Origin of the sequence: Campylobacter sp. CFSAN093224 (assembly GCF_012897395.1) — a bacterium.
GTDB classification, from domain to species: domain Bacteria; phylum Campylobacterota; class Campylobacteria; order Campylobacterales; family Campylobacteraceae; genus Campylobacter_D; species Campylobacter_D jejuni.
The window spans coordinates 617381-644371 of the sequence record NZ_CP040607.1; the positions used below are offsets into that span (position 1 = coordinate 617381).

Here is a 26991-nt window from a genome sequence, read left to right on the forward strand (position 1 = left end):
AGAACCTAGAAATAAAGCCTTTTTTGCCCTGAATAATTATCAGTAATCCAGCCTCCAGGAAGCGTGCTGCTAAATACAAGCTCCTGTAAAAATACCATAAAAGCAAATCTTTCCCAAAGTTCTACCATTGATAGAGAGAATAAAGGCTTGCGATGACCTAGGAAATTTGTATCGAGTTTTTGTATTTCTTGTTTAGTCACTTCCCAATACCTTTCTTTTTTATGTTTAAAATATTTTAACTAATAGTAATAGAAAAATAATTAAATTACAATATTTTTAAATATTTTTTTATAATAATATTTAAAAATATAATATTTTAATATTATTATAAATTAACAAATTTAAACATTAAATCAAGCTTTAATTTTAAACCCTGTGTATTGTATAGTTTTATTTTATCAATTTTTAAAGCTATAGGAAGATTTTCTAAATTTTGTATAAAATTGAGTAAGTCTTTAAAGTTGCCATTTAAACTTAGAGAAACATAATTATAGTGAATAAAATTTTTGTTTTCTTGGGAAAATTTTATTTCATTAATGATTAAATTTTTGGATAAATTATTGATTTTTTTATTGAAAAAATCTTTATCATAAGAAAATAAATGCAATTTTTCTTTATAGTATTTTAATTTTTCTTCCTCTATTTTTATCTGTTTTGTTAGCTTTGTCTCTATTTCTTTAAGATGTGAATTTTCTATTTTTGCTTCATTTAATGCAAGGTAATTATGTTCTACTAATGTTTTTTGAAAAATATCTTCCAAAAAGTGATCGTGAATTTTAAAAGCTAAAAACAAAGCACAAAGACAGATAAAAGAAATAAAAAGAAATTTTTCCCTAGGATTTAAATTCTGCAAAAATACTTCTATTTTATTCATGTATGACTTCTAATATGATATTAAATGTTTCTTCATTTTTATCAAGAATTTTAAAAGCAGAATTTAGATTTTCTAATGCTCTTTTAAAGTGGTTTTCATCGATAAAAGAAAGAATGATTTTTGTTTGTTCAAATTCAAGATTTGTGATTTTAAGGTCATTGGAGTTAAGCCATGATATGATTTGATTTAGAATGATTGCCTTATTTTTGTCTAAATTGATTTCTTTTGTTATGGTGGATAAAATATGAAATTGTTGTTGTGTAGATGATATTTTATTGGAAAGAGTAAAGTTTAAATCTTGTATGTTTGTTAATAATTTTTGCTTATCTTGTTTTAGTTTAGAAATTTCTTCTTGTATGATAAAATTTTTATTTTGAATTTCCTTATTTTGTTTGTACTCTATAAAATCTTTAAATAATAAAATCATCATGCTAAGACTAAAGCTAAAAATAAATATTAATATAATTTTAAAAGAAATAGATATTTTTATTTTATTATGCTTGATAAAATTACAATTTTGATCTAGATTTTTTATACTATATGAACTTAATTTCAATAAACTATTTTTATCAAGAATATCATTTAGATTTAAACATTTTATTTGAGATGAGAAGTAATGTTTGATTGTATTCAAATCCTGATAAAGTAGCAATTTGCTTTCATAGTGTTTTAAAAGTTCTGTAAATCGATTTTGTTTAAAAAATAAATCCATATTACCTGGATTGAAATTTTCGATTTTTTTAAGATTGATAAATTTTCCTTCTTGGTAAAAATATAAATATAAAGTTTGATCATATAAATTTAAAACACAATAATCACTTTCCTCAATAAATCTTTCATCAAACAAAGCTTGAAAAATTAAAGGCTCAGGAAAGCAAAAACGACTTTTTTTCAATTTGTAAACAGGTGCTAAAAAACAATGATAAATTTCATTATGTTTAAAAAAAGCTATTTGATAGTCAAAGGGTTTGCTTAGCTTAAAATCTGCGGTTAAATTGTTAAAAAGTTCGTCTTCTTTGGATATTCCTGTTCTTTGAGCATAAAGCAAATCTGTAGATTTTATAAAATTTATTTTATTTAATGAATTAATTTTCATCATTTAAAAGTTTTTTTAAAAATTCTTCATCTTTTTGCCAGTTTTTTTTCACTGTTATGAAAAGCTTTAAAAGTACTTTTTTTTGTGCAAGTTTTGAAATTTTAAAGCGTGCATCTTTGCCTATTCTTTTTAAAGTTGCCCCTTCTTTTCCTATAAGCATACCCTTGTGAGAGTTTGTATCTGTGATGATATTGGCTTCTAGGATTAAAAGATTAGGTGTGTCTTTGGTGCGATTGATAAGCACTTCGCTACTATAAGGAAGCTCATCGCTTAAATTTTCATAAATACTTTCAAGTATGAAATCTCTATAAAGTTCTTTTTCGCTACTCGCACTTAAAAATTCAGGATCATAAAAATACTCATGTTCATCAAGGTATTTTACTATCTCATCTAACAAGCCTTTTTTATAGCTTTTTTTCTTAGAAGAATAAGGAATGATAGCCTTAAAATGTTGGCTAAATTTTGCATATTCGCTAAGTTTTTTTAAAAGCGTAGCATTGTCGGTTAAATCTACTTTATTTAAAGCGATGATATGTGGTACTTGTGGGTTTAGACTAAGGAAATTTTCATAGTCTTTTGTACTATCAAAAACACTTGCCACAAATAAAATCACATCACAATCTCCCATGGATTTAATAGCACTTTGGACAAGCAGTTGATTAAGCGTAGCACCGCTTTCGTGAAGTCCTGGGGTATCGATAAAAATGATTTGATTTTTTTCATGCATCACTATGGCTTTGATTTTACGCCTTGTGGCATTTTGTTTGTGAGAAACTAGGGCGATTTTTTCTTCTAATAAGGAATTGATTAAAGTACTTTTTCCTGCATTAGTACGCCCTATGATGCTAACAAAGCCACTTTTCACAAAATATACCTTGCAAGATCTTTATTTTCTATGATATCTCCGAGTTTTTCTTCTACCATTTTTTTATCCACTACGAATTTTTTACCCGCATACTCATCAGCTTCAAAGCTTAAATCTTCAAGTAATTTTTCTATCACAGTATGTAAGCGTCTAGCACCTATATCTTGCATTTCTTCATTGGCTCTTGAAGCTATTTTTGCTATTTCTTTAATTGCCTCATCATTAAAATCAAGTTCTAAATTTTCAGTTTTTAAAAGCTGAGAGTATTGTTTTAAAAGTGAATTTTTAGGGCGTGTTAAAATTTCATAAAGAGCTTTATCATCAAGACTATCTAATTCCACTCTTAAAGGAAAGCGTCCTTGCAGTTCAGGGATAAGATCGCTTGGTTTGCTAAGATGAAAAGCTCCTGCGGCGATAAAGAGAATATGATCGGTTTTTAAAGTACCTATTTTTGTTTGTACATTTGATCCCTCGACTATAGGAAGTAAGTCTCTTTGCACCCCTTCTTTGCTTGGATCTTGGCGGTTTGAATTTCCGCTTGAAACAGCGATTTTATCGATTTCATCAATAAAAATAATCCCTTCATTTTCTGCTCTTTTTAAGGCTTCGCTTTTGATGCTTTCTTGATCTAGGATTTTTTCTCCTGCTTCGTTTTTTAAAGCATTTTTAGCGTCTTTGATTTTCATTTCTTTTTTGACTTTTTTACTGCCAACGCCTATAACCTTAACTATATCTTGCATTGCACCCATTTCAGGAGGTAGGTTAGGATTGGTATCAAACATATTTTGTGAAATTTCTATCTCTATGGCGCTTTCATCAAGATCGCCATTTCTTAGTTTAGTTCTCATTTTTTCAAGACTGTTTTTATATTCTTCTTGTTTTTCATCGCTGATACCTTTTGGTAGAGGTGGCAAAAGTTTTTCTAAAATTTTATTTTCTATAAATTCATCGATTTTATCTTTGTTTTTTTCTCTTTGTTCGTTTTTTACTAAATTTAAAGCTGCATTGGCAAGATCTCTTACCATGCTTTCTACATCACGACCTACAAAACCTACTTCAGTATATTTACTCGCTTCGATTTTGATGAAAGGAAAGCCCATCATTTTAGCTAAACGCCTAGCGATTTCTGTTTTTCCAACACCTGTAGAACCTATCATCAAGATATTTTTAGGCACGATATCATCTTGTAACTCAGAGCTAAGTTGCATTCTGCGGTAGCGATTTCTTAAAGCTATAGCTATGATTTTTTTAGCTTTTTTTTGTCCTATAACATAATCATCTAAAAATTTAACAATTTCTTTTGGAGTTAGATTCATTTCTCATCCTCGATTACATAAGTTTTGATATTGGTATTGGTATAAATACAAATTTCACCTGCGATTTGAAGACTTGATTTTACAAGTTCTTCTTCATCTAAATCGGTATGTTTTGCTAAGGCTCTAGCAGCTGAAAGTGCATAGTTTCCACCACTTCCTATGGCTGCGATTTGCCCATCTTCAGGTTCGACCACATCGCCTGTACCAGAAAGTAGAAAAATGTGATTTCTATCAAGTACAAGCATCATGGCTTCAAGTTTTCTTAGGTATTTGTCTTTTCTCCATTCTTTAGAAAAGTCAATTGCTGCTTTTAAAAGATCGCCTTTAGAACTTTGAAGGAGATTTTCAAACATATCAAAAAGATTAAAAGCGTCAGCTGTTGATCCTGCAAAACCTGCTAAAACTTTGCCATTGTTGAGTTTTCTAATCTTTACAGCATTACCTTTTAGCACTGTATTTCCAAAGCTTACTTGTCCATCTCCGCCGATTACGGATTTATTTTTACCTTTGTAAGCTAAAATCGTTGTTGCGTGAAACATTATTCTGCCTTTATGTTTATGTTAAATTTAGCATGGATTGCGTGTCCAAGTTTTACGCTTATTTCGTGGATTCCTAAGCTTTTTAAGGTGTCGCATTCTAAACTTTTTTTATCGATTTCTATATGGCTTTGTTCTTTTAGGGCATGAGCGATTTCATCTTTGGTTACGCCACCAAACAAACTTCCATTTGCACCTACGGGTTTTGAAATTTCAAGAGTGATTTTGCTAAGTTCTTCTTTGAGTTTTTCTAAATTTGCGATTTCAAAGCGTAAATTTTCAGCCTCTTTTTTCTTGTCGCTTTCATATTTTCTTAAAACTTCATTAGTAGCTGCTTTAGCAAAGCCTTTAGCGATTAAGAAATTTTGTCCGTAGCCGTCTTTTACTTCTTTTACTTCGCCTGATTTTCCAAGTGCTTTTACATCTTTGATTAATAATACTTTCATTTTATTCCTTTATTAAAATTTTCTTCCATTTTTTCCTGCGATGATAAAACGCAAAGCATTAAGCTTGATAAAGCCTGCTGCGTCTTTTTGATTATACACTTCATCTTCTTCAAAAGTACAATAAGCTGCGTTAAACAAGCTATCGTTCGCACTTTCGCGTCCTATAACCATTACATTGCCTTTATAAAGCTCGAGTTTTACTCTGCCATTGGCGTGAATTTGTGACTCATCGATTAAGGCTTGAAGCATCATTCTTTCAGGCGAGAACCAATAGCCATTGTAAATTAAACTCGCGTATTTTGGCATGAGTTCATCTTTTAAGTGTGCTGCTTCTCTATCAAGCGTGATGCTTTCAAGCGCTCTGTGTGCTTTTAAAAGTATAGTACCGCCTGGAGTTTCGTAACAACCACGGCTTTTCATTCCTACATAGCGATTTTCTACTATATCAAGGCGTCCTATACCGTGTTTGCAGCCTAGTTCGTTAAGTTTGGTTAAAAGTCCTGCAGGACTTAGTTTTTCTCCATTTATCGCTACTAAATCTCCTTTTTGGAAATCAAGTTCTATAATTTCACTTTCATGTGGAGCGTCTTTTGGACTTTTACTCCATCTCCACATATCTTCTTCAGGTGCGTGTGCAGGATCTTCTAAAACAAGTCCTTCGTAAGAAATATGAAGTAAATTTGCGTCCATAGAATAAGGAGATTTCCCTTTTTTCTTAGAAATATCAATACCGTGTTTTTGCGCATAAGCAAGGAGTTTTTCACGGCTGTTTAAATCCCACTCACGCCATGGAGCGATGATTTTTAAATCGGGATTAAAAGCAAGATAACCAAGTTCAAAACGCACTTGATCATTTCCTTTGCCTGTGGCGCCATGACTTACCGCATCAGCACCTGTTTGCAGGGCGATTTGTGCTTGAGTTTTTGCTATAAGTGGTCTTGCTATACTTGTTCCTAAAAGATATTCTCCTTCATAAATCGCATTGGCTCTAAACATAGGAAATACATAATCTTTAACAAATTCATCTCTTAAATCTTTAATGAAAATATTTTCTTCTTTTATGCCTAAAGAAAGGGCTTTTTTTCTCGCAGGTTCAAGTTCTTCGCCTTGACCAATATCTGCTGTAAAAGTTACAACTTCACAATTATACTCATCTTGAAGCCATTTTAAAATAATGCTCGTATCAAGCCCTCCAGAATACGCTAAAACTACTTTTTTTACTTCATTTTTCATAAGATATCCTTTGTTAAAATAGATTTGAAAATTGTAAAATTGTATCCAAATTTCATTAAAGAAAAGTTTTTACTTGCTATTTTCTTAAAAAATAAAGCAAAGGCGTAAGCAAATTTTGTTCCAAAAATTGATTTTTTCTGCTAAAATTGCTTTTATGAGAGTAGATAAATTTTTAAATGTAGTTAATATCACGAAAAGAAGAGCTATTTCTGAGGATATGTGTAAAAGTGGTGTAGTGGGGATTAATGGCGTTATTGTTAAAGCAAGTAAAGAGGTTAAGGTGGGTGATATCATCACTTTACATTTTACTGAATACACTCAAAAATATAAAGTCCTAGCTATACCTAGCACGAAAAGCATTCCTAAAAACGCACAAAATGAATATGTGGTAAAATTATGAAAGAATTTATTTTAGCAAAAGATGAGATCAAAACGATGCTTCAAATAATGCCTAAAGAAGGTGTTGTTTTGCTTCAAGGAGATTTGGCTAGCGGAAAAACAAGCTTGGTGCAAGCTTGGGTTAAATTTCTTGGTCTTGATGCAAGGGTAGATTCTCCAACTTTTTCCACTATGCAAAAATATGAAAATCATGATATTTGCATTTATCATTATGATATTTATCAAGAAGGTTTAGAAGGACTTTTAGCGAATGGTTTATTTGAAAATTTTTTTGAAAAAGGTTTGCATCTGGTTGAATGGGGTGGTGAAAATTTGAAAAAAACTTTAATGAAATTTGGAATTTCTACTATCCAGATTAAAATTAGCATTAAAGATGACAAAAGAAAGTATGAAATTTATGAGTAAATTAGAAATTGTAAATTTAGAAAAAATTATTAAAAAAACTAAGATTATACATGGAATTTCTTTAGAGGTTAATAGCGGAGAAGTTGTAGGACTTTTAGGGCCAAATGGTGCAGGAAAAACAACAACTTTTTATATGATATGTGGACTTATTTCTCCAAGTAGTGGAAAAGTTCTTTTAGACGGTTTAGATGTGACGAAAGATCCTTTAAACAAAAGAGCTAGATCAGGGATAGGTTATTTACCTCAAGAAAGTAGTATTTTTAAGGATTTAAGTGTAGAAGATAACCTACTTTTAGCGGCTCAGATTTTTTATAAAGATAAAAAAATTTTACATGATAAAGTTGAGCAAATGCTTGAACTCTTAAGTATAGAGCCTATTCGTTTAAGGAAAGGTTTAAGTTTAAGTGGAGGTGAAAGAAGGCGTTGTGAGATCGCTAGAAGCTTGATGTGCGAACCTAAGTTTTTGCTTCTTGATGAGCCTTTTGCAGGTGTTGATCCTATAGCAGTGGCTGAAATTCAAACTTTAATTAAAGAGCTTAAAAGATTGGGGATTGGGGTTTTAATTACCGATCATAATGTGCGTGAGACTTTGGCTATTTGTGATAGAGCTTATGTTATAAGATCGGGCTCTTTGCTTGCTAGTGGGAATGCTGATGAAATTGCAACCAATAAAGACGTGAAAAAGTATTATTTAGGAGCGGAGTTTAAACTCCTTGATTGATGTTAAAGCAAAAAATCACCCAAGCACCTAAGACTAAAATTTCTCAAACTTTACGCTCTTGGTTGCCGATTTTACAAGCAAACATAGAGGATTTAAAAGAAAATTTAGATAAATTTGCTGAGGATAATCCTTTCTTAAATGTTCAAGATTTGATACAAACTCATGATAAGGGTAAGAATTATTTTGATTCATTTTATAAACATAATGTAAATTCGGCTTTTGTGGATAGTAAAGGACTTGCCAAAAAAAGTGTTTATGAGCTTTTAAATGAACAGATTCTTCCTCCTTTGTTTCCTACAAGCAAATCTCAAGAACTTGCAAAAAAAATTATAGAATGCTTAAATGAGGAAGGATATTTTGAATACGATGAAGAATTTTTAAAAGAGTATTCTTTGGAAGAAATTGAGCGAGTAAGAGCAAGATTTAAATTTTTAGATCCTGTAGGAGTGGGAGCTAAAGATTATAAAGAAGCATTTTTATTTGCTCTTGAAAATATGGAGTTAGATGAAGATATTGATGAGTTTTGTAGAATGTTGATTATGGATTTTGAAAATATACAAAACTATACCAAAGAGCCTTTATATAAAGAAGCATTGGCTGTACTTAAGCGTTTTAGCACTCCTCCTTTTTTGGAATATTTTGAAGATTCTCGTATAATTGTTCCTGATATTTTTGTTTATAAAGAAAATGGTGAAATTAAAGTAAAAATCAATGATGATTATTATCCTGAAATTTCAATCCAAACTGATGGTTTAGAGCATGATTTTTTAAGTCATTACATTAAAGAAGCTAAAAATTTAGTCGATGCTCTAGCGATGAGAAAAGCTACTCTTTATAAAATAGGGCTTATGATAGTAGAATATCAATATGATTTCTTCATGGGAAAAGAGATAAAACCTATGACTTTTAAGGATTTAGCACTTGATTTAGAACGCAATGCTTCGACTATATCAAGAGCTGTGGCAAATAAATATTTAAGTTGTGAAAGAGGACTTATTCCCTTGCGTGATTTTTTTGCCTTTGCTCTTGATGAAGAGGGAGAGACTTCAAATGTAGGCGTTAAAGAATTTGTGGCAAATTTAGTAAAGAATGAAGATCGCAATAAACCTTTAAGCGATAGTAAAATTTTAGAATTAATCAAAGAAGAATTTAAAGTCGATATAGGACGAAGAACTATTACAAAATATCGCAAACATCTTAATATAGCAAGCTCTACAGATAGAAAAAAATTATATGAACTTGAAGGATAAAATTCTATCAATCTATCAAACCCATTACACTTTTGTTTTATATTTAAATTTAATTTAAATAATATAAAAAATTATTGTTTTATTTTTAGAAATATTATTCTTTAATTTAAAAATGTGATACAATAATAACTGTTTTTAAATATCAATTTTCAAAGGAGTTAAAATGGACTTTTTAACAAGCCTTAGTGAGGGAGGGCAATTTGCAATCCAAATCATTATCGTTTTAATTTGTCTTTTTTACGGTGCAAAAAAAGGCGGCATAGCGCTTGGTTTACTTGGTGGTATAGGTATTTTAATACTAGTTTTTGCTTTTCACATTAAGCCTGGAAAACCAGCCATAGATGTTATGCTAACCATTTTAGCGGTAGTGGTTGCGAGTGCAACTTTGCAAGCAAGTGGTGGTTTGGATGTTATGCTTCAAATAGCAGAAAGAATTTTAAGACGCAATCCTAAGTTTTTAACAATATTAGCGCCTTTTGTAACCTGCTTTTTGACTATACTTTGTGGAACAGGACATGTGGTTTATACTATTATGCCTATTATTTATGATATAGCGATTAAAAATGGTATTCGTCCTGAGCGTCCAATGGCGGCAGCTTCTATATCATCACAAATGGGTATTATTGCATCTCCTGTATCTGTGGCTGTTGTGAGTTTGACTGCTTTGCTTTTAAATGCTAATCATAAATTAGCAGGTTTTGATGGTTATATTAATCTTCTTCAAATTACCATACCTAGTACATTATTTGGTGTATTGTGTATAGGAATTTTTTCTTGGTTTAGAGGAAAAGATTTGGATAAAGATGAAGTATTTCAAGAAAAACTTAAAGATCCTGAATTTAAAAAATATGTTTATGGGGATTCTAAAACACTTTTAGGCGTTAAACTTCCAAAAAGCAATTGGGTTGCAATGTGGATTTTCTTAGGAGCTATTGCTTTAGTAGCTTTATTAGGTGTATTTGATTTCTTGCGTCCAAACTGGGGGCAAGTTGTAAAAAATGGCATTCCTCAAGTAGATGCTTTAGGCAATCCTAAAATGGATGTTTTATCCATGGTTTCAGTTATTCAGATGTTTATGCTTTTAGCAGGTTCTTTGATTATCATCTTTACTAAAACAGATGCAAAGAAAATCGGCTCTAATGAAATTTTTAAATCAGGTATGATAGCACTTGTTGCGGTTTTTGGAATTTCTTGGATGGGCTGATACTATGTTTGCAGTTCACACTCCTATGATGAAAGCAGCGCTTGGAGATATAGTAAAAGAACATCCTTGGACTTATGCTGTAATGCTTCTTTTAATTTCAAAATTTGTAAACTCTCAAGCAGCGGCTATTTCAGCTTTTGTTCCTTTGGCTTTAGGAATTGGTGTTGAACCTGGTGTGATTGTTGCTTTTGCGGCTGCTTGTTATGGATATTATATTTTACCAACTTATCCAAGCGATTTGGCTACTATACAATTTGATAGATCAGGTACTACTCACATCGGTAAATTTGTTATCAATCATAGTTTTATTTTACCAGGTCTTATAGGTGTAATCACTTCTTGTATAGCAGGATATTTTATCGCTATGGCAGCGGGTTATCTTTAACAATTTTTAGCAGGATTTTTCCTGCTAAATTCTTCATTTGTCTTTTTATTTAATATAGATAAAAATTATAAATAAATCATAAAATTAGTATTAATCAAAATATAAGCTTAACCAAGGATAGGATAAATCCTATTTTGAATCAATGAGAAAGGGCTATCCTATGGATATTATCTTTGCTTTGCTTCTGCTTTTAGCTTTTGGTAGTTTATGGTTTTTTATCCGTTTTTGTGAAATTCAAACTAGGACAAGCGGATGATATTTTTACTAGTTTTAAGCTTAATACTTGCTCTTTATTTATTTTATGCTCTATTATATCCTGAAAAATTTTAAAGGAAAAATATGCTAGAAATTTTAATAACACTGATTATAGCTTTTATATTGGCTTTAATTTTTGGAAATTATCTTTATAAAATTGCAAGCTGTAAAAAAAACTATTTTTGATTTTATTTTTAATCCAATTGATAACTTAATTTATAAAATTTGTGCAATTGATAGAAAAAATATGACTTGGCAAAAATATTCTTTGCATTTAATTGCTTTTAATGCCTTAGTGGCTATTTTTTCTTTCGTGATTTTTTATTTACAAGATAAACTTTTTTAAATCCCAATTCGATAAATTCTATGATAAGGGGATTTGAATTTAAATACTGTAATTAGTTTTATTGCAAATATAAACCTCCAGCATTATAGTGGAGAGAATGCTTTAAGTTTGCTTTCGCAAAATACAGGCATTTTGCTTGCTATGTTTGTTTCAAGCGCGAGTGGATATTCTGCTTGTATGGCTTTTTGTCGTGCTTTATGTGGTATGCAAATGGGAAATTTTTATGAAGATTTTGCGCGTATTATTACGCGTTTGATGTTGCCTTTAAGTTTTATTTTGGCTGTAATTTTTATCTCTGAAGGCGTGGTGCAAAATTATCACGCAAATTTTAGCGTGCTTACTTTAGAAAATAAATTTCAAAGCATTGCCACAGGTCCTGTTGCAGCTCTTGAGTCTATAAAACATTTAGGGGCAAATGGGGGTGGTTTTTTTGGTGCTAATTCAAGCATGCCTTTTGAAAATCCTACTTTACTTACAAATTTTTTGCAAATTTTATCCATGATGCTTATTCCTAGTGCCTGTGTTGTAGCTTTTGGATTGATGGTTTATCATAGAAAAGAAATACAAGGTTTTGCTCTTATGGGAAAAGAAGGGGGAGTTATTTTTGGTGCAATGGGGATTATTTTTATCATTTCTTTACTTTTAATTTATTTTAGCGAAAAAATGTCAAATCCAAATTTGGATTCTTTGGGTTTAAATGCAAATTTGGGAAATTTGGAAGGTAAAGAAATAAGATTTGGCACAGATGGTTCGAGTTTATTTAGTGCTGTAACTACTGCTTTTACTACAGGAAGCGTCAATAATATGCACGATAGTTTAAATCCATTAAGTATCAGTGCTACTTTGCTAAATATGATGCTAAATGTAGCTTTCGGTGGCGAAGGAGTAGGGCTTATGAATATGATTATTTATGTGCTCTTAACCGTGTTTATTTGTGCATTAATGATAGGTAGAACTCCAGAATTCTTGGGTAAAAAAATAGAAAGCGCACAAATGAAGCTTATAGCTTTGGTAATTCTTATCCATCCTTTATTAATCCTTGTTTTAAGTGCATTAGCTGTTGTTTTTGCAAAAGATAGTATAAGCAATCCTAGCTTTTATGGCTTGGCTCAAATTTTGTATGAATTTAGTTCTTCGGCAGCAAAAATAATGGTTCAGGACTTGAAGGTTTAAAAGATGATAATTTATTTTGGAATTTAAGCACAGCTTTTGCTATGTTTTGTGGGCGTTATTTGGTTTTAATAGCTCAGCTTGCTATAGCTGGATCGCTTTTGGCTAAAAATACACAAGAAAATACTGCAAATTCTTTAAAAACGGATAATTTAACTTTTATGTTTGTGCTTGTTTGTATTATATATATTTTTGCTGCACTTACTTTTTTTCCAGTGCTTACTTTATCAAGCGTTGCAGAATATTTATCTTTAGCATTAAGGAGAGTCAATGTCTAAAAAACAAAATAAACTCATTACAAAAGAAATTTTAAATAATGCCATAAAAGGAGCATTTTTAAAATTTGATCCACGCTTTATGGTAAAAAATCCTGTTATGTTTATGGTGGAAGTTGGATCGATTCTTACTTTGATTTTAAGTATTTTTCCTACTTTGTTTAATGGAAATTCTGATGAAAGAATTTATAACATCTTAATCACTTTTATTTTATTTATAACCTTGCTTTTTGCAAATTTTGCAGAAAGTATTGCAGAAGGAAGGGGTAAAGCCCAAGCAGCTACCTTAAGACAAAGCAAAAAGGATTCTAAAGCTAGATGCATAAAAAGTGATGGCAGTGAAGAAATGCTTAATTCTAGCGAGTTAAAAATAGGTGATATAGTTTTAGTTAAAGCAGGTGAACTTATATCTAATGATGGAGAAATTATAAAAGGTGCTGCGCGTCAAAAAACTCCAAATGAAATTGCTCTTAATACTCTTTTAATTGCACTTAGTTTGAGTTTTTTGGTGGTGGTTGTAAGTTTATATCCTTTTATGCAATTTTTAGGCGTGAGTTTGCCTATTTCATGGTTAGTAGCATTGCTTGTATGTCTTATTCCTACAACTATAGGGGGCTTTTATCAGCTATAGGAATAGCAGGTATGGACAGGATAACGCGTTTTAATGTGATCGCACTTTCAGGCAACGCTGTTGAAAGTTGTGGTGATGTTGATACTATGATTTTAGATAAAACAGGAACGATTACTTTTGGAAACCGTTTGGCAAATGAATTTTATGAAGTCCAAGGTATAAGCAAAGAAGAAATGATTAAAGCTTGTGTTTTATCCTCTTTAAAAGATGAAACTCCAGAAGGTAAAAGCATAGTTGCATTAGCTTAAAAAATGGGTTATGAATTAGAAGGTAATGATATTAAAGAATTTATCGAATTTAGCGCTCAAAATAGAATGAGTGGTGTGGATTTGCAAGATAATATAAAAATTCGCAAAGGTGCTTTTGATGCTATAAGAGCTTATATAAGCGAAATGAATGGAAAAATTCCTAGCGATTTAGAAACTAAGGTAATGGAAATTTCAAATCTCGGTGGCACTCCTTTGGTAGTGTGTAAAAATGAAAAAATTTTTAGGAGTGATTTATCTAAAGGATACAGTAAAACCAGGACTTAAAGAGCGCTTTGATGAGCTTAGAAAAATGGGCATAAAAACTTTAATGTGTACCGGAGATAATCCTTTAACAGCAGCTACTATAGCTAAAGAAGCAGGGCTTGATGGATTTATAGCAGAATGCAAGCCTGAAGATAAAATAAAAGCCATTAAAAAAGAACAAGCCCAAGGTAAGATAGTAGCCATGACAGGAGATGGAACCAATGATGCTCCAGCTCTTGCACAAGCTGATGTAGGTATAGCTATGAACTCAGGAACTCAAGCAGCCAAAGAAGCAGCCAATATGATAGATCTTGATTCTAATCCTACTAAAATTTTAGAAGTAGTTGAAATAGGAAAAGGTTTGCTTATTACTAGAGGCAGTCTTACAACTTTTAGTATGGCAAATGATATTGCTAAGTATTTTGCTATTTTACCTGCTATGTTTAGTGTGGTTTTACCTCAAATGCAAATTTTAAATATTATGCATTTAGCTACCCCGCAAAGCGCTATTTTATCAGCACTTATTTTTAATGCTATTATTATACCTTTGCTCATACCTATTGCTATGCGTGGAGTTAAATTTAAGCCTATGAAAAGTGAGCATTTGCTTTTAAGAAATTTGAGTATTTATGGTTTAGGTGGTATGATAGCACCTTTTATAGGGATAAAAATAATTGATATTCCTACAGCTTGGATACTTAGAATTTTAGGAGTGTGATATGCTTAGAACTTTGCTTAGTTTTTTTGTGGTAATGCTAATATTGTGTACTCTTATTTATCCTTTTGCTTTAAATACAGTTGCAAAATTTATTTTTCCTTATCAATCAAGTGGAAGTTTAGTGGGTAAAGAAGGTCGTCCGACTTTGGATATAAGCAAAGCGGTAGGTTCAAAGCTTTTGGGTTAAGATTTTAATAAGCCTTATTTTCTACATTCAAGAGCATCTGTATCAAATTACAATACAAGTGATACAAATGAAAGCAGTGTAAGTTCAGGTGGATTTAATTATGCTATGTCAAATCCTGCTTTAAAAGAGCGTGTGCAAAAAGATTTGCAAAAATTTTTAGATGAAAATCCGCAAATTACAAAAGAACAAATTCCTTTGGATTTATTAAGCGCTTCAGGATCAGGACTTGATCCTCATATCAGTCTTCAAGCAGCCCTAGTGCAAATTCCTAGGATAAGTCAATCTTCAAAAATCATCAAAGAAGAATTAGAAAAAATCATTCAAGAAAATACAGAGTCTAAATTTTTAGGGATTTTTGGGGAAGAAAAGGTTAATGTTTTAGCCGTTAATATAGCTATTGCTAAAGCCGTGACAAAAGAATAAACATGCAAAGACAAAGTCCTGAACAAATTCTTAAAAAACTTGAGGTTAAAGCTAAGGAAGAAGAAAAAAACAAACTTGCAAAATTAAAAATTTTCTTAGGTTATGCTGCAGGTTCTGGAAAAACTTATGCTATGTTAAGTAAAGCTAGAACTTTAAGGGATAATGGAGTTGATGTTGTTTTAGGCTATATAGAGCCTCACGATAGACCTGAAACAATGGCTTTAGCACAAGGTTTTGAAAGTATAGCTAATCTTGAAATTCCTTATAAAAATATAGTATTAAAAGAATTTGATTTAGACGCTACCCTTAAGAGAAAGCCTGCTTTGGTTTTAGTAGATGAGCTTGCACACACTAATGCTAAAGGCTTGCGTAATGAAAAGCGTTTTCAAGATATAGAAGAACTTCTAAAAGCAGGGATTGATGTTTATACTACTTTAAATATACAACATTTAGAAAGTTTAAATGATTTAGTCGCTAATATCAGTAAGATAGAAGTTAAAGAGCGTATTCCTGATCGTATTTTTGATGAGGCTGATCAGGTTGAACTTGTTGATATTGAACCTAATAAGCTTTTAAAAAGAATACAAGATGGTAAAATTTATAAGGAAAAACAAGCTAAACTAGCACTTGAAAATTTCTTTCGCCAAGAAAGACTTATAGCTTTGCGTGAGATTGCCTTAAGAAGACTTGCTTCAAGAGTGAATTTAAGAGCAAGTGAACAAAGGCTTATTAATGATGATTTAGCTTATCATACTGGAGAGCATATTTTAGTTTGTATTAATGCTTCAAATGCAAAGGTTATTCGTGCAGCTGCAAGACTTGCTTTAGCTTTTCATGCTAAATTGAGTGCGCTTTATATAAAAAATCCCAATATTAAAGAAGAAAAAGCCTTAGAAGAAAATATAGAACTAGCTAAAAGTTTTGATGCTGAAATCATTAGCGTATATGATGATATAGCAAGACAAATTGCAGAGTATTCAAGCCTTAGCAATGTCTCTAAAATTGTTTTAGGTAAAAATAAAGATAAAAAAAGTTTAAAGAAGAGATTTTTGAAGCTGTTGCTAAAAAAGCACCCAATATTGATTTATATCTTGTCAATGAAAATCAAATTTCTACTCCTAAAATACGAAGTAAAAAAGGTTTTGATTTTTTAGGTTTTTTAAAAATCACAGGAGTTTTGCTTTTAGCAACTTTTATAGCTTTTGTATTTCATAAATTTAATACTCAGCCAAGTAATATAGTTATGATTTTGATTTTAGCAGTTTTTGCTTCTTCTTTTATTTCTGACAATAAAATTTTCGCCTTTTATTCTTCTTTGGTAAGTGTTTTGATTTATAATTTTTTCTTTTTAGAACCTATTTTTAGTTTTAAAGTTCATGATAGTGGAAATATTATTACTTTTACAACTATGTTTATAGTTGGATTTTTAACAGCTGTTTTTACTAGAAGATTAAAATTGCAATCTAAAGAACTCACTAAAAGAGCTTATAGAACAGCTATTTTACTTGAAAATAGTGAAAAATTAGCAAGAGTAAAAAGCAAACAAGAGCTTTGGGAACAACTTGGAAATCAAGCTTTAAAATTATAAATTTACCCATTATTATTTATCCTATAAATAAAAACAATATTTTATCGAAACCTTTGTTGTTTTTTAACGATGATAAGCAAATGTTAAAAAATTGTTTTAGTGCTGATGAGATTGCTATTGCTCAATGGGTTGCAACAAATAAAGAAAGAGCAGGTGTTTGTACAAATACCCTGCCTAATGCTAATGCTACGTATTTACCTATAGAAGATGGGAAAAAACTAAAGGGGTTATAGGTATAGTTTTAAAAGAAAAACGTCCCTTGCAAGACTTTCAGTATGAAATTTTAAGTGCTTTACTTAATGAGGCAGGAGTTAGAACAAGGGATATATTTTTATTATAAATCCCTTAATTTATTAATCTCATCTCTAATAGCAGCAGCTTTTTCAAACTCAAGTGCTTTAGCTGCTTCAAGCATTTGTTTTCTTAACTCTTTGACAAGTTTAGCTCTTTCGCTAGCAGGCATTTTTTCTAGTTTTTTACCTTTGCGATAAATTTCGCCTAAATCCTCTTCATTTTTCAAACTCTCTTCAATATGGCGTTTGACTGAAGTTGGTGTGATATTGTGTTTTTTATTATAAGCCATTTGAAGTTTGCGGCGTTCATTGGTGGTATCCATAGCTTCTTGCATGGATTTTGTGATTTTTTTGCAAAAAAGCAAAACCTTACCATTGACATTTCTAGCTGCTCTTCCCATGGTTTGGATTAAACTTGTAGTGCTTCTTAAAAATCCTTCCTTATCTGCATCCATAATGGCAATGAGTGAAACTTCAGGCAAATCAAGTCCTTCTCTAAGTAAGTTAATGCCAATTAGCATATCAAAAGCACCGCTTCTTAAACCTCTTATGATTTCATTGCGTTCTATGGCATCGATGTCTGAGTGCATGTATTTGACTTTTATACCAAGCTCTAAATAATACCTTGTAAGTTCTTCAGCGAGTTTTTTAGTTAGCACAGTCACTAAAACACGTTCATTCCTTTGTATGACTTTTTTAGCCTCATCAAATAAAATTTCAACCTGATTATCACTATCTTTTAATTCTATCAAAGGATCAAGCAGTCCTGTAGGACGCATGATTTGATGAAAGATGTTTTCTTTGCTCAGTTCAAGTTCTAAAGGTGCAGGTGTGGCTGAAACAAAAAGAAATTGACAATTTTTATGGATAAATTCATCAAACATTAAAGGACGGTTATCCAAGGCTGAAGGCAAACGAAAACCATAGTCCACCAAGGTTTGTTTTCTGCTTCTATCTCCTGCAAACATACCTCTAAATTGTGGTAAAGATACATGGCTTTCATCGACTATAACAAGAAATTTTCTATCTTTAATCGCAAAATAATCAAAAAGCGTATAAGGAGTATCACCTTCTTTAAGTCCTGTTAAATGCCTTGCATAGTTTTCAACTCCTTTACACATTCCTGTGCTTGTAAGCATTTCAAGATCAAATTCAACCCGTTGTTTAAGGCGTTGATATTCTACGAGTTTATTTTCATGTTCAAAATAAGCAAGGCGTTCGTTAAGTTCTGCTTTTATGTCTTTTATCGCTTGTTTTAGTCTTGTTTCACCTACACTAAACTGGCTTGTAGGATAGAGTATGAAGCGTTTTAAATCTTTGCCTTTTTTATTTTCTAAAACATTGTAATGATACATAGCATCAAGCTCATCGCCAAAAAATTCAAGTCTTACTACTTCATCTTCATAATAAGCTGGATAAATGTCTATAATATCTCCTTGAACTCTAAAATCTGCACGATCAAAAAAATTATCATTTCTTTTATAACCCATATCTACAAGTTTTTTTAAAAGTTCTTTTTGTGAAATTTGCATACCTAGTTCAAAGATTAAAACCATGCCTATGTATTCATTTGGATTACCAAGTCCATAATTTGCCGAAACACTAGCTATGCAAACTACATCTTCATAACTTAAAAGAGAAGCAGTAGCACTCAGTCTTAAACGCTCTAAGTCTTCATTAGTGGAGCTGTCTTTTTCTATGAAAACATCAGTGCGTGGAATATAGGCTTCAGGTTGATAATAATCATAATAAGATATAAAATATTCCACATGATTTTTAGAAAAAAAGCCTTTAAATTCGCTATAAAGTTGTGCACAAAGGCTTTTGTTGTGACTCATGATAAGAGTGGGCATATTAAGTTCTTTAATGACATTTGCCATGGTAAAGGTTTTTCCACTTCCTGTAACGCCTAGTAAGGTTTGATATTTATTGCCTTTTTTTATACTTTTTACTATGCCTTTTATGGCTTCTTGTTGATCAGGACTAGGTTTAAATTCGCTGGTAAGTTCTAACATTTTTCTACTTTATTTTTATTTTTGAAAAAATTTTAAAAGAAAATGCTTTAATTAAAAATTAATTGACAATAAAAACCTAAATTTAAATTTTTTTCTGCTACAATATCAAATAATATTTTCCATAAATTACAAATTTCTTAAGAAGGCAAAAATATGTTTGATGAAAAAATAATCAATACTATGACAGATAAAGTAAATGAATTAATTGAAAAGTATAACGAAGTTTGCGAAGCCAATGAGGCTTTAAGAAATGAGCTTGTAAGCGTTAAAGCACAAAATGAAGCAAAAAGTAATCAAATCATGCGTTTAGAAGAAGAACTTAAATCTCGCAATATAGAAAGCGAAGATATTTATAAGAAAATAGAGGCTGTTCTTGGCAGATAATCTAAAACAAGTCATTGTTAATGTTAATGCAAAAGATTTCATTGTTAAGTGCAGTGAAGAATTTGCAAATTTTTTAGAAGATGATATCGCTTTGATTTCAGGGGGTACTAAAAAAATAGAACTTAAACGCTTTGTAGATGCGTTTGTTAAAAAAAGTTATGAAAATTATATTCTAGAAAGAGAACTTAAGAAACTAATAAAAGCAATCAATGAAGAACTCCCGACAAAATGAACAAAGCTTTTACTCTGCTTGAGCTTGTTTTTGTGATTTTGATTTTGGGAATTTTATCAAGCTTATCTTTATCTTTTATCAATACTACAAAAGATGAGGTTAAAATTTTAAAATTAAAAATGGACTATGAAATGCTAAGCTCAGCTCTTGCTTTAATGCGTAGTCAAATGAGACTTAAAAATTTAAATTTTCCAGAAATTTTAGATAATGCGCAAAACAATCAAGCCAAAGAAAAACTCTTTTATTGTTTAAATGATTGTGATTATTCTTTGCTTGATACACCTATTTATTCTGATTTTAAATCTTGGATAAAAATAGGTAAAAATCACTATAGATTTGCATTAAATGCTAAAGAGATGGTTGAATTTATTTATGATTCTAAAGAAGGTTTGTTAAAGTGTATAGGAAGTTCTAGATGCAAAGATCTGATATAAGATATTATGAACTTGCAATTTGTGGTTTGTATTTGGATAATTTAACTTTTCATAGTTTTGATGAAATCAAACCTTTAACACAGGTATTAGTGGATTTAAAATCTAAAAAAAATCTTAAAGCCATCGTACTTAAAGAATGTCAAAAACCTGATTTTAAAACTATAGAAATTAAAGAAATTACAAAGTATTTTCTAACTCCTTTGCAACTTGAATTGGCAAATTTTATTGTTTATTATTATGCTTCAAAACTTGGTTTTGTTTTGGGCTTTTTCGAAACTAGTCCTAAGTATGAATGTCAAAAAATGTTTTTTAAAGATACCCCTAAGCTAAGCAATCAACAACAAAATGCCTTAAGTTTTCTTCAAAAAGAAAATAATTCTTTGCTTTTTGCTGACACAGGTAGTGGTAAGACTGAAATTTACATTTCTTTAATAAAAGAGTGTTTAGAACAGGGTAAGCAAGCTTTACTTTTGATGCCAGAAATCGCACTTACTCCACAAATGCAAAAGCGTTTAGAAGTATATTTTAAGGATAATTTTTTCCTGTGGCATTCTAAAATTTCAAAGAAAAAAAAGCAAGAATATTTAGAGTGTTTTTGCAAGGGAGAAGTGCTTTTAGTAGCGGGTGCAAGATCGGCTTTGTTTTTACCTTTTAGAAATTTAGGACTTATTGTAGTAGATGAAGAACATGATAATTCTTACAAGGCTTCTAACCAGCCTTTTATCAATGCAAGAGATTTAGCACTTTTTTTGGGTCAAAAAAATAATATTAAAGTGGTTTTAGGTTCTGCAACCCCATCTTTAACGAGCTTTTATAAACAAAAAAGTTTTAGACTAAAAGGAACTTTTTTTGAGAGTAAAAAACATTTTTTATATGATGAAAATGAGCTCGGTATAACACCTATGCTTTTAAGCGAATTAGAAAAAAGTTTAAAACATCAAAAACAAGCTATAGTGTTTTTACCTACAAGGGCTAATTTTAGGCAAATCATTTGCAAGGATTGTGGAGAAACGATAAAATGTCCTTTTTGTTCTATTGCTATGAGTATGCATAAAAAGAAAAATATTTTAAAATGTCATTATTGTAATTATACTTCTTTAATAGAGCAAAATTGTCCAAGTTGCAAAGGAGAAATGTTAGAAGCTAGAAAAATTGGGACTGCTGAACTTTTAGAGCTTTTGCAAAATGCTTTGCCTTTAGCAAAAATAGCAAAATTTGATAGCGATGAAATCACAAGCGTTAAAAAGCTTAATACTATTTTAAAAAACTTTAATGAAAATAAGATCGATATACTTATTGGCACTTCTATGCTTGCTAAAGGACATGATTATCATAGTGTGGATTTGAGTGTGATTTTAGGGCTTGATGAATATTTGTTGCGTCCTAGTTTTAGAGCGAGTGAAGAAACTTTAGCTTTAGCTATGCAAGTTGCAGGCAGGGCAGGGCGTAAAGGCGAAGCAAGAGTACTTTTGCAAACAAAAAATAGAGCTTTTTTTGAAAGGTATATAGAGAATTATGATGCTTTTTTAAAAGATGAGTTAGAAAATAGAAAAGATCTTTACCCCCCATTTAAACGCCTTTTAAGAGTTCTTATAGAAGATAAAGATCAAAAAAGTGCACAAAAACTTTGTGAAAAATTTGCTTCTCAATTTAGAAATATCAAACAGGTAGAATTGGTAGGCTATGGAATTTGTGGAGTTGAAATGCTGTATGGAAAATATCGTTTTTATTTGTTGCTTAGAAGTGAAAATCATAAAGCTTTAGTGGCAATTGAAAATTATATTTTGCAATTTAAAAATGCAAGTGCGGATATTGATCCTATTGATTTTGTGTAAGTGATATGATTATTTATCTTTGTATATTTTTTCAAATTCTTTATAATATTTCCAAGAATCAATAATATGAGGATGTGTTTGTTTTAAATGATTTAGTTCATTTTCAAATATATTAAAAAAAGTGTAAATAAGTGATTTATTTTTTATAAAATAATCTATTACATCTTTTTCTTTCATCATTTTTGATTCTGTTTCATCTATGGTTATTTTAATTTGATATAAAAAATCATACAAATAATGTTTAATTGTTGAAAATAAAAGATTGTTTTGTTCTAATTGCTTAAAATCATTTTTATCAATATATACACCCATATCATTACATAGGTCGTTTTTTATAATTTCTTGTATTATGTCTATTTTTTCATGATTGATATGTTTTCTGTCTAAAATTATGGGAATGCTAGAAGTTCTATCAATATTGAAATTTTTATTATTTTTAGGAGTATTAAGATAAAAGGTGTTATTAATATCTTTAGAATTTGCATAAAGTGTAATAGGAAAAAGATAGCGAATATAACCTCTAAATTCTTTAATTTTAAATAAATCTAATTTATCTTTATGGGGGGGGGGTAAAATTAAAATTTATAGCAAGTAAATTCATGGTATCGAAGGCCTTTGATTGGCGGATTTCTTCCATATCAAGATAGTATACATTGTCTTTGTTAAAATATTTTAATAAATAAGAGATGATAAAAACTCCTTGTTGTAGTTCATTTATATCGATTTTAATTTTATGATTTTGATGAGTAAGATAGTTGATGTAATAACGCCAATCATAAGTTAGATTAAATTCAGGGGGATAGTTTCTTAAAACTTTACTCCAATCTCTTCCCCAGCTATGCTTTAAAAGTCCTATTGGATCTCGAACTCCGCAAATAATCTTAGAATTAAAATCTAATAAAGATAGATATTTATCAAAATAAGGTAGATTAATTTCTGATATATTAATAGCATATTGAGCAATTGTATTATCATTTAGACACATGTAATTAATACAATATCTCTCTTTGCTATCAGGTGGTAAAACCCCCCAGGAGGCAAAACAAGTTACATCGCAACATTGATTAAGGTATCTTAAAAATGCTGCTGCTCCAACGCCATGTGGAGAAATATAGATAAATTTATAGTGTTTAGGCAGGGGTAAATTTAAATCCCAAGCTAATTCTGCGCAATGTCGACTAGAATCTATTTCTATAAAATTAGGATTGATTAAAGGTGGATAAGGATGTTTTGTTGATAAATATCTATCCCTAAATTCGTTAGAATTGAGCCAAGTGCAAATTGTTTCAATATTTTCCAAAACAAAGGTAAAAAATTTTTCATTATTCGAATTTTTTAAAGCTTGTAAAAGAATTTGAGCTAGGGTTGGAGTTAGGTTATTTTTTATATAGAGTAAAAGATTTTGCATATAACCTCTTTTAATTGTATTTAATTTATATATAATTCATAAATATTTAAATGTCATGAAATTTAAATATATTATCAAAAATAAACTTTAATTAAAGCAATAAAAAGTTAAAATTTGATATTAAAATTTTTCAAAGAGTGAAGTTATGGAGTATAAAAGATTTAAAACCAGACAAATCAAAGTAGGAAATGTTTTAATAGGCGGTGATGCACCCATTTCAGTTCAATCTATGCTTTTTACTAAAACAAGAGATATAGAAGGTTCTTTAGAACAAATCAATCGTCTTTATTTTGCAGGAGCAAACATAGTGCGTTTGGCGTGCTTGGATATGGCTGATGCAAGGGCTTTAAAAGAGATTAAAGCTAAAAGTCCTCTACCTTTAATCGTAGATATTCATTTTAATCATAATTTGGCTGTATATTGTGCTGAATTTATCGATGGCGTGCGTATAAATCCTGGCAATATAGGCTCTAAAGAAAATATTAAAGAAGTGGTAAAAGCATGTAAAGAACGGGGTATCCCTATACGCATCGGTGTAAATCACGGCTCCATAGAAAAACAATTTAGTGATAAATTTGGTTATGGTGTCGATGCCATGCTAGAAAGTGCGATGTATAATATCAAGCTTTTAGAGGATTTAGACTTTTTTGATATTAAAATTTCCATGAAGACTTCAGATGCTCAAAAAACTATAGAAGCTTATGAGAGATTAAGACCGCTTTGTGATTATCCTTTTCACTTAGGGGTAACTGAAGCAGGAACTAAATTTCATAGCACTGTAAAAAGTTCTATAGCTTTAGGAAATTTACTTCTTAAAGGTATAGGCGATACTATGCGTGTTTCTATGACTGGCGAACTTGAAGAAGAAATTCGTGTAGCAAGGGCGATTTTACAAGATAGCGGAGTGCAAAAAAGCGGAGTAAATATCATCTCTTGTCCAACTTGCGGTAGGATTCAAAGTGATTTGTTAAGTGCGATTAAAATCGTAGAGGAAAAAACCAAGCATATAAAAGAACCTTTAAATATCAGTGTCATGGGTTGCGTGGTAAATGCTTTAGGTGAAGCTAAGGGCGCTGATGTGGCTATAGCCTTTGGGAAAAATCAAGGACTTGTTATAAGACATGGTGAAGTTGTAGCTAAACTGAAAGAAAGTGAACTTGTAGATAGATTTTTAGCTGAAGTTGAAGATGAGGTTAAAAGTAGGGCTGTAAAAGAATAAAAGCCAAGAAGCAAGGTTTAACCTTGCTTTTAGAATGGCCATATCGCTTCTATAACTTTGCTACCCCAAGGTTTTCTTGTGCTTCTATCCACTTCACCTTCTGTTTTATAAAGAATTTTAGCATCTGCTATATATTTACTATCTATAGTATTGTCTTGACCGATGTCATAAGGACGAATAACACCGCTTAATTGTATGATTTGCTTCTCTCCGTTGATTAAAAGCTCTCTTGAACCTTCGATAAAATAATTACCATTTGATAAAATTTTAATTACACGTGTTGAAATTGTAGTATTGAAACTTTCATTTCTGCTTTGCGAGCCTGTTCCTGTGTAGTTGTTTGAACTATTGGTTTGAAAGCCTATATTAGAATAAGCATTGACTTTATTAAGAGCATTAGCTACCACTCCTGAACTTCCTGTTAAAGCACCTCCGCCTAAATTTGAGGTATTAGTTCTGCTTGTTGCTTTATTAGCTTGTGTGCTTTGAGTGGTACTTTCTTGTATAACAACTGTAACTAAATCATTTACATTCATAGCTTTTTTATCTGAAAATAAAGGATTATCTCCTTTGCCAAAAAGCGATCCTGGCGCACTTTCTATATTATTACTTTGTTTTGGTGCAAGTTCTTCTACATAAGCAGGTGGTTTCATTGAAATTTGCGGATCAACCGTTGCAGAACAACCAAAAAACACAAACGGTAACACATAAAATAAAACTTTTTTCATTTTCGTCCTTTAAAATATGAATTTTTATTTTTCTTTGTTAAAATTAGAAAAAGCAAAGAGTGTTCCACATTTATAAATTCAAGGAGAAAATGATGGCAAATCTTTATTTGATGAGATCTAGAAGTGATGAGTTAAATACTATTATTAGTACAAATTTGCTTAAAAATTATAGCAAAATTTACAAAAATATCGCAATTTATTGCCCTGTGATATACATACATCGCGTTCCTGTTTTGCAGGGTTGGTTGGAAGAATTTAATATCAATCAAACCGTAAAAAGCGCCTATGGTTTTACCTTTAGAGAGGCAATGGAAGAATTTAGCAAAGATCCTCATAATTTTTTTAATGTTATTTTAGAAGAATACGAAGAGTTAAAACGCAAATACGATTTTGTGCTTGTAAATAGTTTTTGCGAATTTGGAATACTTGATGGATTTGATCTTAGTATAAAATTAGCTAAAAATCTTAATACACCTATTGCTGCTATTATCAATGATGAAGATAAACTTATAGCTCAAAAATATTTCGATCATGCTCTAGATGGTCGTAATTATGTTTTGATTAATGAAAATTTTAATTTTGAAGAAGTGCAAAAACTTAAAGAATATGATTTTATAACTCCTCATCGTTTTAAATATGAATTGATTAAACAAAGTATAAAAAATAAAAAAACCGTTGTTTTGCCAGAAAGTAATGATGAGAGAATTTTAAAAGCTGCTGAAATTTTATTGAAAAGTAAAGTTGTTGATCTTATTTTATTGGGTGATGAAGAAAAAATCAAGCAAGATAGTGCTAAATTAAGTCTTGATTTAAATACTATACGGATTATAAATCCACTCAAATCAGAATATAATCAAGAATTTGCTTCTATTCTTTATGAAGCAAGAAAATCTAAAGGTATGAGTTTAGAAGAGGCTAGGAAGCTAGTTCAAGATAAAACTTATTTTGGAACTTTACTTATACACACTGGAAAAGCTGATGCTATGGTTAGTGGAGCATCAACTACTACGGCTGAAACGATTCGCCCTGCATTACAGCTTATTAAAACTAAAGAAGGTATTAGTTCCGTTTCAGGAATTTTCTTTATGGGACTTGAAGATCAAGTTTTAGCTTTTGCTGATTGTGCTGTAAATCCAAGCCCAAGTGCTGAGCAACTTGCAACTAGTGCCTATGTAAGTGCTATGACTGCTAAATCTTTTGGACTTGAACCAAGAATAGCTTTGCTTTCTTATTCTAGTGGTGATAGCGGTAAAGGAGAAAGCGTAGATCTTGTAAAAGAAGCATTAAAGATTGCTAAAGAAAAATATCCTGAGTTGAATATAGATGGTCCTATGCAGTTTGACTGCGCTTATGATCCAAAAACTGCAGCAAAGAAAATGCCAAATTCTAAGATAGCAGGTCATGCAAATGTGTATATTTTTCCTGATCTTAACGCAGCAAATATTTGTTACAAAGCAGTTCAAAGAACTGCTAATGCTTTAGCAATCGGTCCTATTTTGCAAGGTCTTAAAAAACCTGTTAATGATTTAAGTCGTGGATGTTTGGTAGATGATATTGTAGATACCGTAATTTTAAGTGCAATACAAGCTCAATAGAAAGGAATGATAA

At 30.8% G+C, this 26991-nt stretch carries 23 protein-coding genes and 7 pseudogenes; 19 read left to right on the forward strand and 11 right to left on the reverse strand.

Going from position 1 to position 26991, the window contains the following annotated elements:
• Window positions 1–5: 5 nt before the first annotated feature.
• The 8 genes from FBF11_RS08455 to FBF11_RS03265 form a co-directional block, all read right to left on the reverse strand.
• On the reverse strand, window positions 6–200 hold the full coding sequence (locus FBF11_RS08455) for a hypothetical protein (RefSeq protein WP_019109091.1): 195 nt from the start codon (window positions 198–200) through the stop codon (window positions 6–8).
• 125 nt (window positions 201–325) lie between these two features.
• Window positions 326–874 carry a hypothetical protein gene (locus FBF11_RS03235; protein WP_002873342.1) on the reverse strand — a complete coding sequence of 183 codons (549 nt, stop codon included), beginning with the start codon at window positions 872–874 and terminating at the stop codon, window positions 326–328.
• Window positions 867–1973, reverse strand: coding sequence for a membrane protein (locus tag FBF11_RS03240; RefSeq protein ID WP_010891874.1), 1107 nt, complete (start codon window positions 1971–1973; stop codon window positions 867–869). Before FBF11_RS03240 ends, FBF11_RS03235 begins: the two co-directional genes overlap by 8 nt.
• A complete protein-coding gene (gene era, locus FBF11_RS03245) occupies window positions 1960–2835 on the reverse strand; it encodes a GTPase Era (protein WP_002873340.1) in 876 nt (291 codons plus the stop codon). The genes FBF11_RS03240 and era overlap by 14 nt, the downstream gene beginning before the upstream one ends.
• Window positions 2832–4151, reverse strand: a complete 1320-nt coding sequence (hslU, locus tag FBF11_RS03250; protein ID WP_002868416.1) for an ATP-dependent protease ATPase subunit HslU — start codon at window positions 4149–4151, stop codon at window positions 2832–2834. Before hslU ends, era begins: the two co-directional genes overlap by 4 nt.
• The gene (gene hslV / locus FBF11_RS03255; RefSeq protein ID WP_002781630.1) at window positions 4148–4690 is read right to left on the reverse strand and encodes an ATP-dependent protease subunit HslV; all 543 of its coding nucleotides are present in this window, start codon (window positions 4688–4690) and stop codon (window positions 4148–4150) included. Before hslV ends, hslU begins: the two co-directional genes overlap by 4 nt.
• Window positions 4690–5133 (reverse strand): 50S ribosomal protein L9, encoded by a 444-nt coding sequence (gene rplI, locus FBF11_RS03260; protein ID WP_057097083.1) that lies wholly within the window; start codon window positions 5131–5133, stop codon window positions 4690–4692. Before rplI ends, hslV begins: the two co-directional genes overlap by 1 nt.
• Before the next feature lie 12 nt (window positions 5134–5145).
• Window positions 5146–6366 (reverse strand): argininosuccinate synthase, encoded by a 1221-nt coding sequence (locus FBF11_RS03265; RefSeq protein WP_057097084.1) that lies wholly within the window; start codon window positions 6364–6366, stop codon window positions 5146–5148.
• 154 nt (window positions 6367–6520) lie between these two features.
• Between FBF11_RS03265 and FBF11_RS03270 the strand changes: the two genes are divergently transcribed.
• The 13 genes and pseudogenes from FBF11_RS03270 (at window position 6521) to FBF11_RS08470 (ending at window position 17068) form a co-directional block, all read left to right on the forward strand.
• A complete protein-coding gene (locus FBF11_RS03270; RefSeq protein ID WP_002860004.1) occupies window positions 6521–6766 on the forward strand; it encodes an RNA-binding S4 domain-containing protein in 246 nt (81 codons plus the stop codon).
• Window positions 6763–7170 carry a tRNA (adenosine(37)-N6)-threonylcarbamoyltransferase complex ATPase subunit type 1 TsaE gene (gene tsaE / locus FBF11_RS03275; protein WP_002854905.1) on the forward strand — a complete coding sequence of 136 codons (408 nt, stop codon included), beginning with the start codon at window positions 6763–6765 and terminating at the stop codon, window positions 7168–7170. The genes FBF11_RS03270 and tsaE overlap by 4 nt, the downstream gene beginning before the upstream one ends.
• Window positions 7163–7891, forward strand: coding sequence for an LPS export ABC transporter ATP-binding protein (gene lptB / locus FBF11_RS03280; protein WP_002855252.1), 729 nt, complete (start codon window positions 7163–7165; stop codon window positions 7889–7891). Before tsaE ends, lptB begins: the two co-directional genes overlap by 8 nt.
• Complete coding sequence (locus FBF11_RS03285) at window positions 7891–9141, forward strand: RNA polymerase factor sigma-54 (RefSeq protein WP_057097089.1); 1251 nt, start codon at window positions 7891–7893, stop codon at window positions 9139–9141. The genes lptB and FBF11_RS03285 overlap by 1 nt, the downstream gene beginning before the upstream one ends.
• 163 nt (window positions 9142–9304) lie before the next feature.
• Window positions 9305–10730 (forward strand): annotated as a pseudogene (locus tag FBF11_RS03290) (anaerobic C4-dicarboxylate transporter).
• Window positions 10731–10872: 142 nt separating this feature from the next.
• A pseudogene (gene kdpF, locus FBF11_RS03295) lies at window positions 10873–11060 on the forward strand (K(+)-transporting ATPase subunit F).
• An 82-nt stretch (window positions 11061–11142) separates the two neighbouring features.
• Window positions 11143–12504 (forward strand): annotated as a pseudogene (gene kdpA, locus FBF11_RS03300) (potassium-transporting ATPase subunit KdpA).
• A gap of 26 nt (window positions 12505–12530) precedes the next feature.
• Window positions 12531–12779 (forward strand): annotated as a pseudogene (locus tag FBF11_RS08570) (potassium-transporting ATPase subunit KdpA); the annotation flags it as partial.
• A pseudogene (gene kdpB / locus FBF11_RS03305) lies at window positions 12772–14637 on the forward strand (potassium-transporting ATPase subunit KdpB). The pseudogenes FBF11_RS08570 and kdpB, both read left to right, overlap by 8 nt.
• Before the next feature lies 1 nt (window position 14638).
• Window positions 14639–15247: pseudogene (kdpC, locus tag FBF11_RS03310) on the forward strand (potassium-transporting ATPase subunit KdpC).
• Between the two features lie 2 nt (window positions 15248–15249).
• Window positions 15250–16401, forward strand: a complete 1152-nt coding sequence (locus tag FBF11_RS08460) for a sensor histidine kinase KdpD (protein ID WP_237916086.1) — start codon at window positions 15250–15252, stop codon at window positions 16399–16401.
• A gap of 23 nt (window positions 16402–16424) precedes the next feature.
• Complete coding sequence (locus tag FBF11_RS08465; RefSeq protein ID WP_237916087.1) at window positions 16425–16835, forward strand: DUF4118 domain-containing protein; 411 nt, start codon at window positions 16425–16427, stop codon at window positions 16833–16835.
• An 80-nt stretch (window positions 16836–16915) separates the two neighbouring features.
• Complete coding sequence (locus FBF11_RS08470; protein WP_237916088.1) at window positions 16916–17068, forward strand: hypothetical protein; 153 nt, start codon at window positions 16916–16918, stop codon at window positions 17066–17068.
• 101 nt (window positions 17069–17169) lie between these two features.
• Here the strand turns inward: FBF11_RS08470 and uvrB are convergent, their stop codons facing one another.
• Window positions 17170–19143, reverse strand: coding sequence for an excinuclease ABC subunit UvrB (gene uvrB / locus FBF11_RS03320; RefSeq protein ID WP_043012826.1), 1974 nt, complete (start codon window positions 19141–19143; stop codon window positions 17170–17172).
• 153 nt (window positions 19144–19296) lie between these two features.
• Here uvrB and FBF11_RS03325 point away from each other — a divergent pair, with 153 nt between their 5' ends.
• Genes FBF11_RS03325 through FBF11_RS03340 form a run of 4 tightly spaced genes read left to right on the forward strand, consistent with a single transcriptional unit; the run spans window position 19297 to window position 22028 of the window.
• Window positions 19297–19527, forward strand: a complete 231-nt coding sequence (locus FBF11_RS03325) for a hypothetical protein (protein WP_002852327.1) — start codon at window positions 19297–19299, stop codon at window positions 19525–19527.
• On the forward strand, window positions 19517–19759 hold the full coding sequence (locus tag FBF11_RS03330) for a hypothetical protein (RefSeq protein ID WP_002854947.1): 243 nt from the start codon (window positions 19517–19519) through the stop codon (window positions 19757–19759). Before FBF11_RS03325 ends, FBF11_RS03330 begins: the two co-directional genes overlap by 11 nt.
• Entirely contained in the window at window positions 19756–20193 is a 438-nt protein-coding gene (locus FBF11_RS03335; RefSeq protein WP_002852324.1) for a prepilin-type N-terminal cleavage/methylation domain-containing protein, read from the forward strand. Before FBF11_RS03330 ends, FBF11_RS03335 begins: the two co-directional genes overlap by 4 nt.
• Window positions 20175–22028 (forward strand): primosomal protein N', encoded by a 1854-nt coding sequence (locus FBF11_RS03340; protein ID WP_002860009.1) that lies wholly within the window; start codon window positions 20175–20177, stop codon window positions 22026–22028. Before FBF11_RS03335 ends, FBF11_RS03340 begins: the two co-directional genes overlap by 19 nt.
• A gap of 9 nt (window positions 22029–22037) precedes the next feature.
• Here FBF11_RS03340 and FBF11_RS03345 read toward each other — a convergent pair.
• Window positions 22038–23436, reverse strand: a pseudogene (locus FBF11_RS03345) (DUF2972 domain-containing protein).
• Window positions 23437–23581: 145 nt separating this feature from the next.
• Here FBF11_RS03345 and ispG point away from each other — a divergent pair.
• Window positions 23582–24655 (forward strand): flavodoxin-dependent (E)-4-hydroxy-3-methylbut-2-enyl-diphosphate synthase, encoded by a 1074-nt coding sequence (gene ispG, locus FBF11_RS03350; RefSeq protein WP_002854766.1) that lies wholly within the window; start codon window positions 23582–23584, stop codon window positions 24653–24655.
• A 29-nt stretch (window positions 24656–24684) separates the two neighbouring features.
• On the opposite strand, the gene flgH is transcribed toward ispG, so the two are convergent.
• Window positions 24685–25383, reverse strand: coding sequence for a flagellar basal body L-ring protein FlgH (flgH, locus tag FBF11_RS03355; RefSeq protein WP_002852146.1), 699 nt, complete (start codon window positions 25381–25383; stop codon window positions 24685–24687).
• 89 nt (window positions 25384–25472) lie between these two features.
• On the opposite strand from flgH, the gene pta reads away from it, so the two are divergent.
• On the forward strand, window positions 25473–26978 hold the full coding sequence (gene pta, locus FBF11_RS03360) for a phosphate acetyltransferase (protein WP_072223312.1): 1506 nt from the start codon (window positions 25473–25475) through the stop codon (window positions 26976–26978).
• The last annotated feature ends 13 nt before the right edge of the window (window positions 26979–26991 follow it).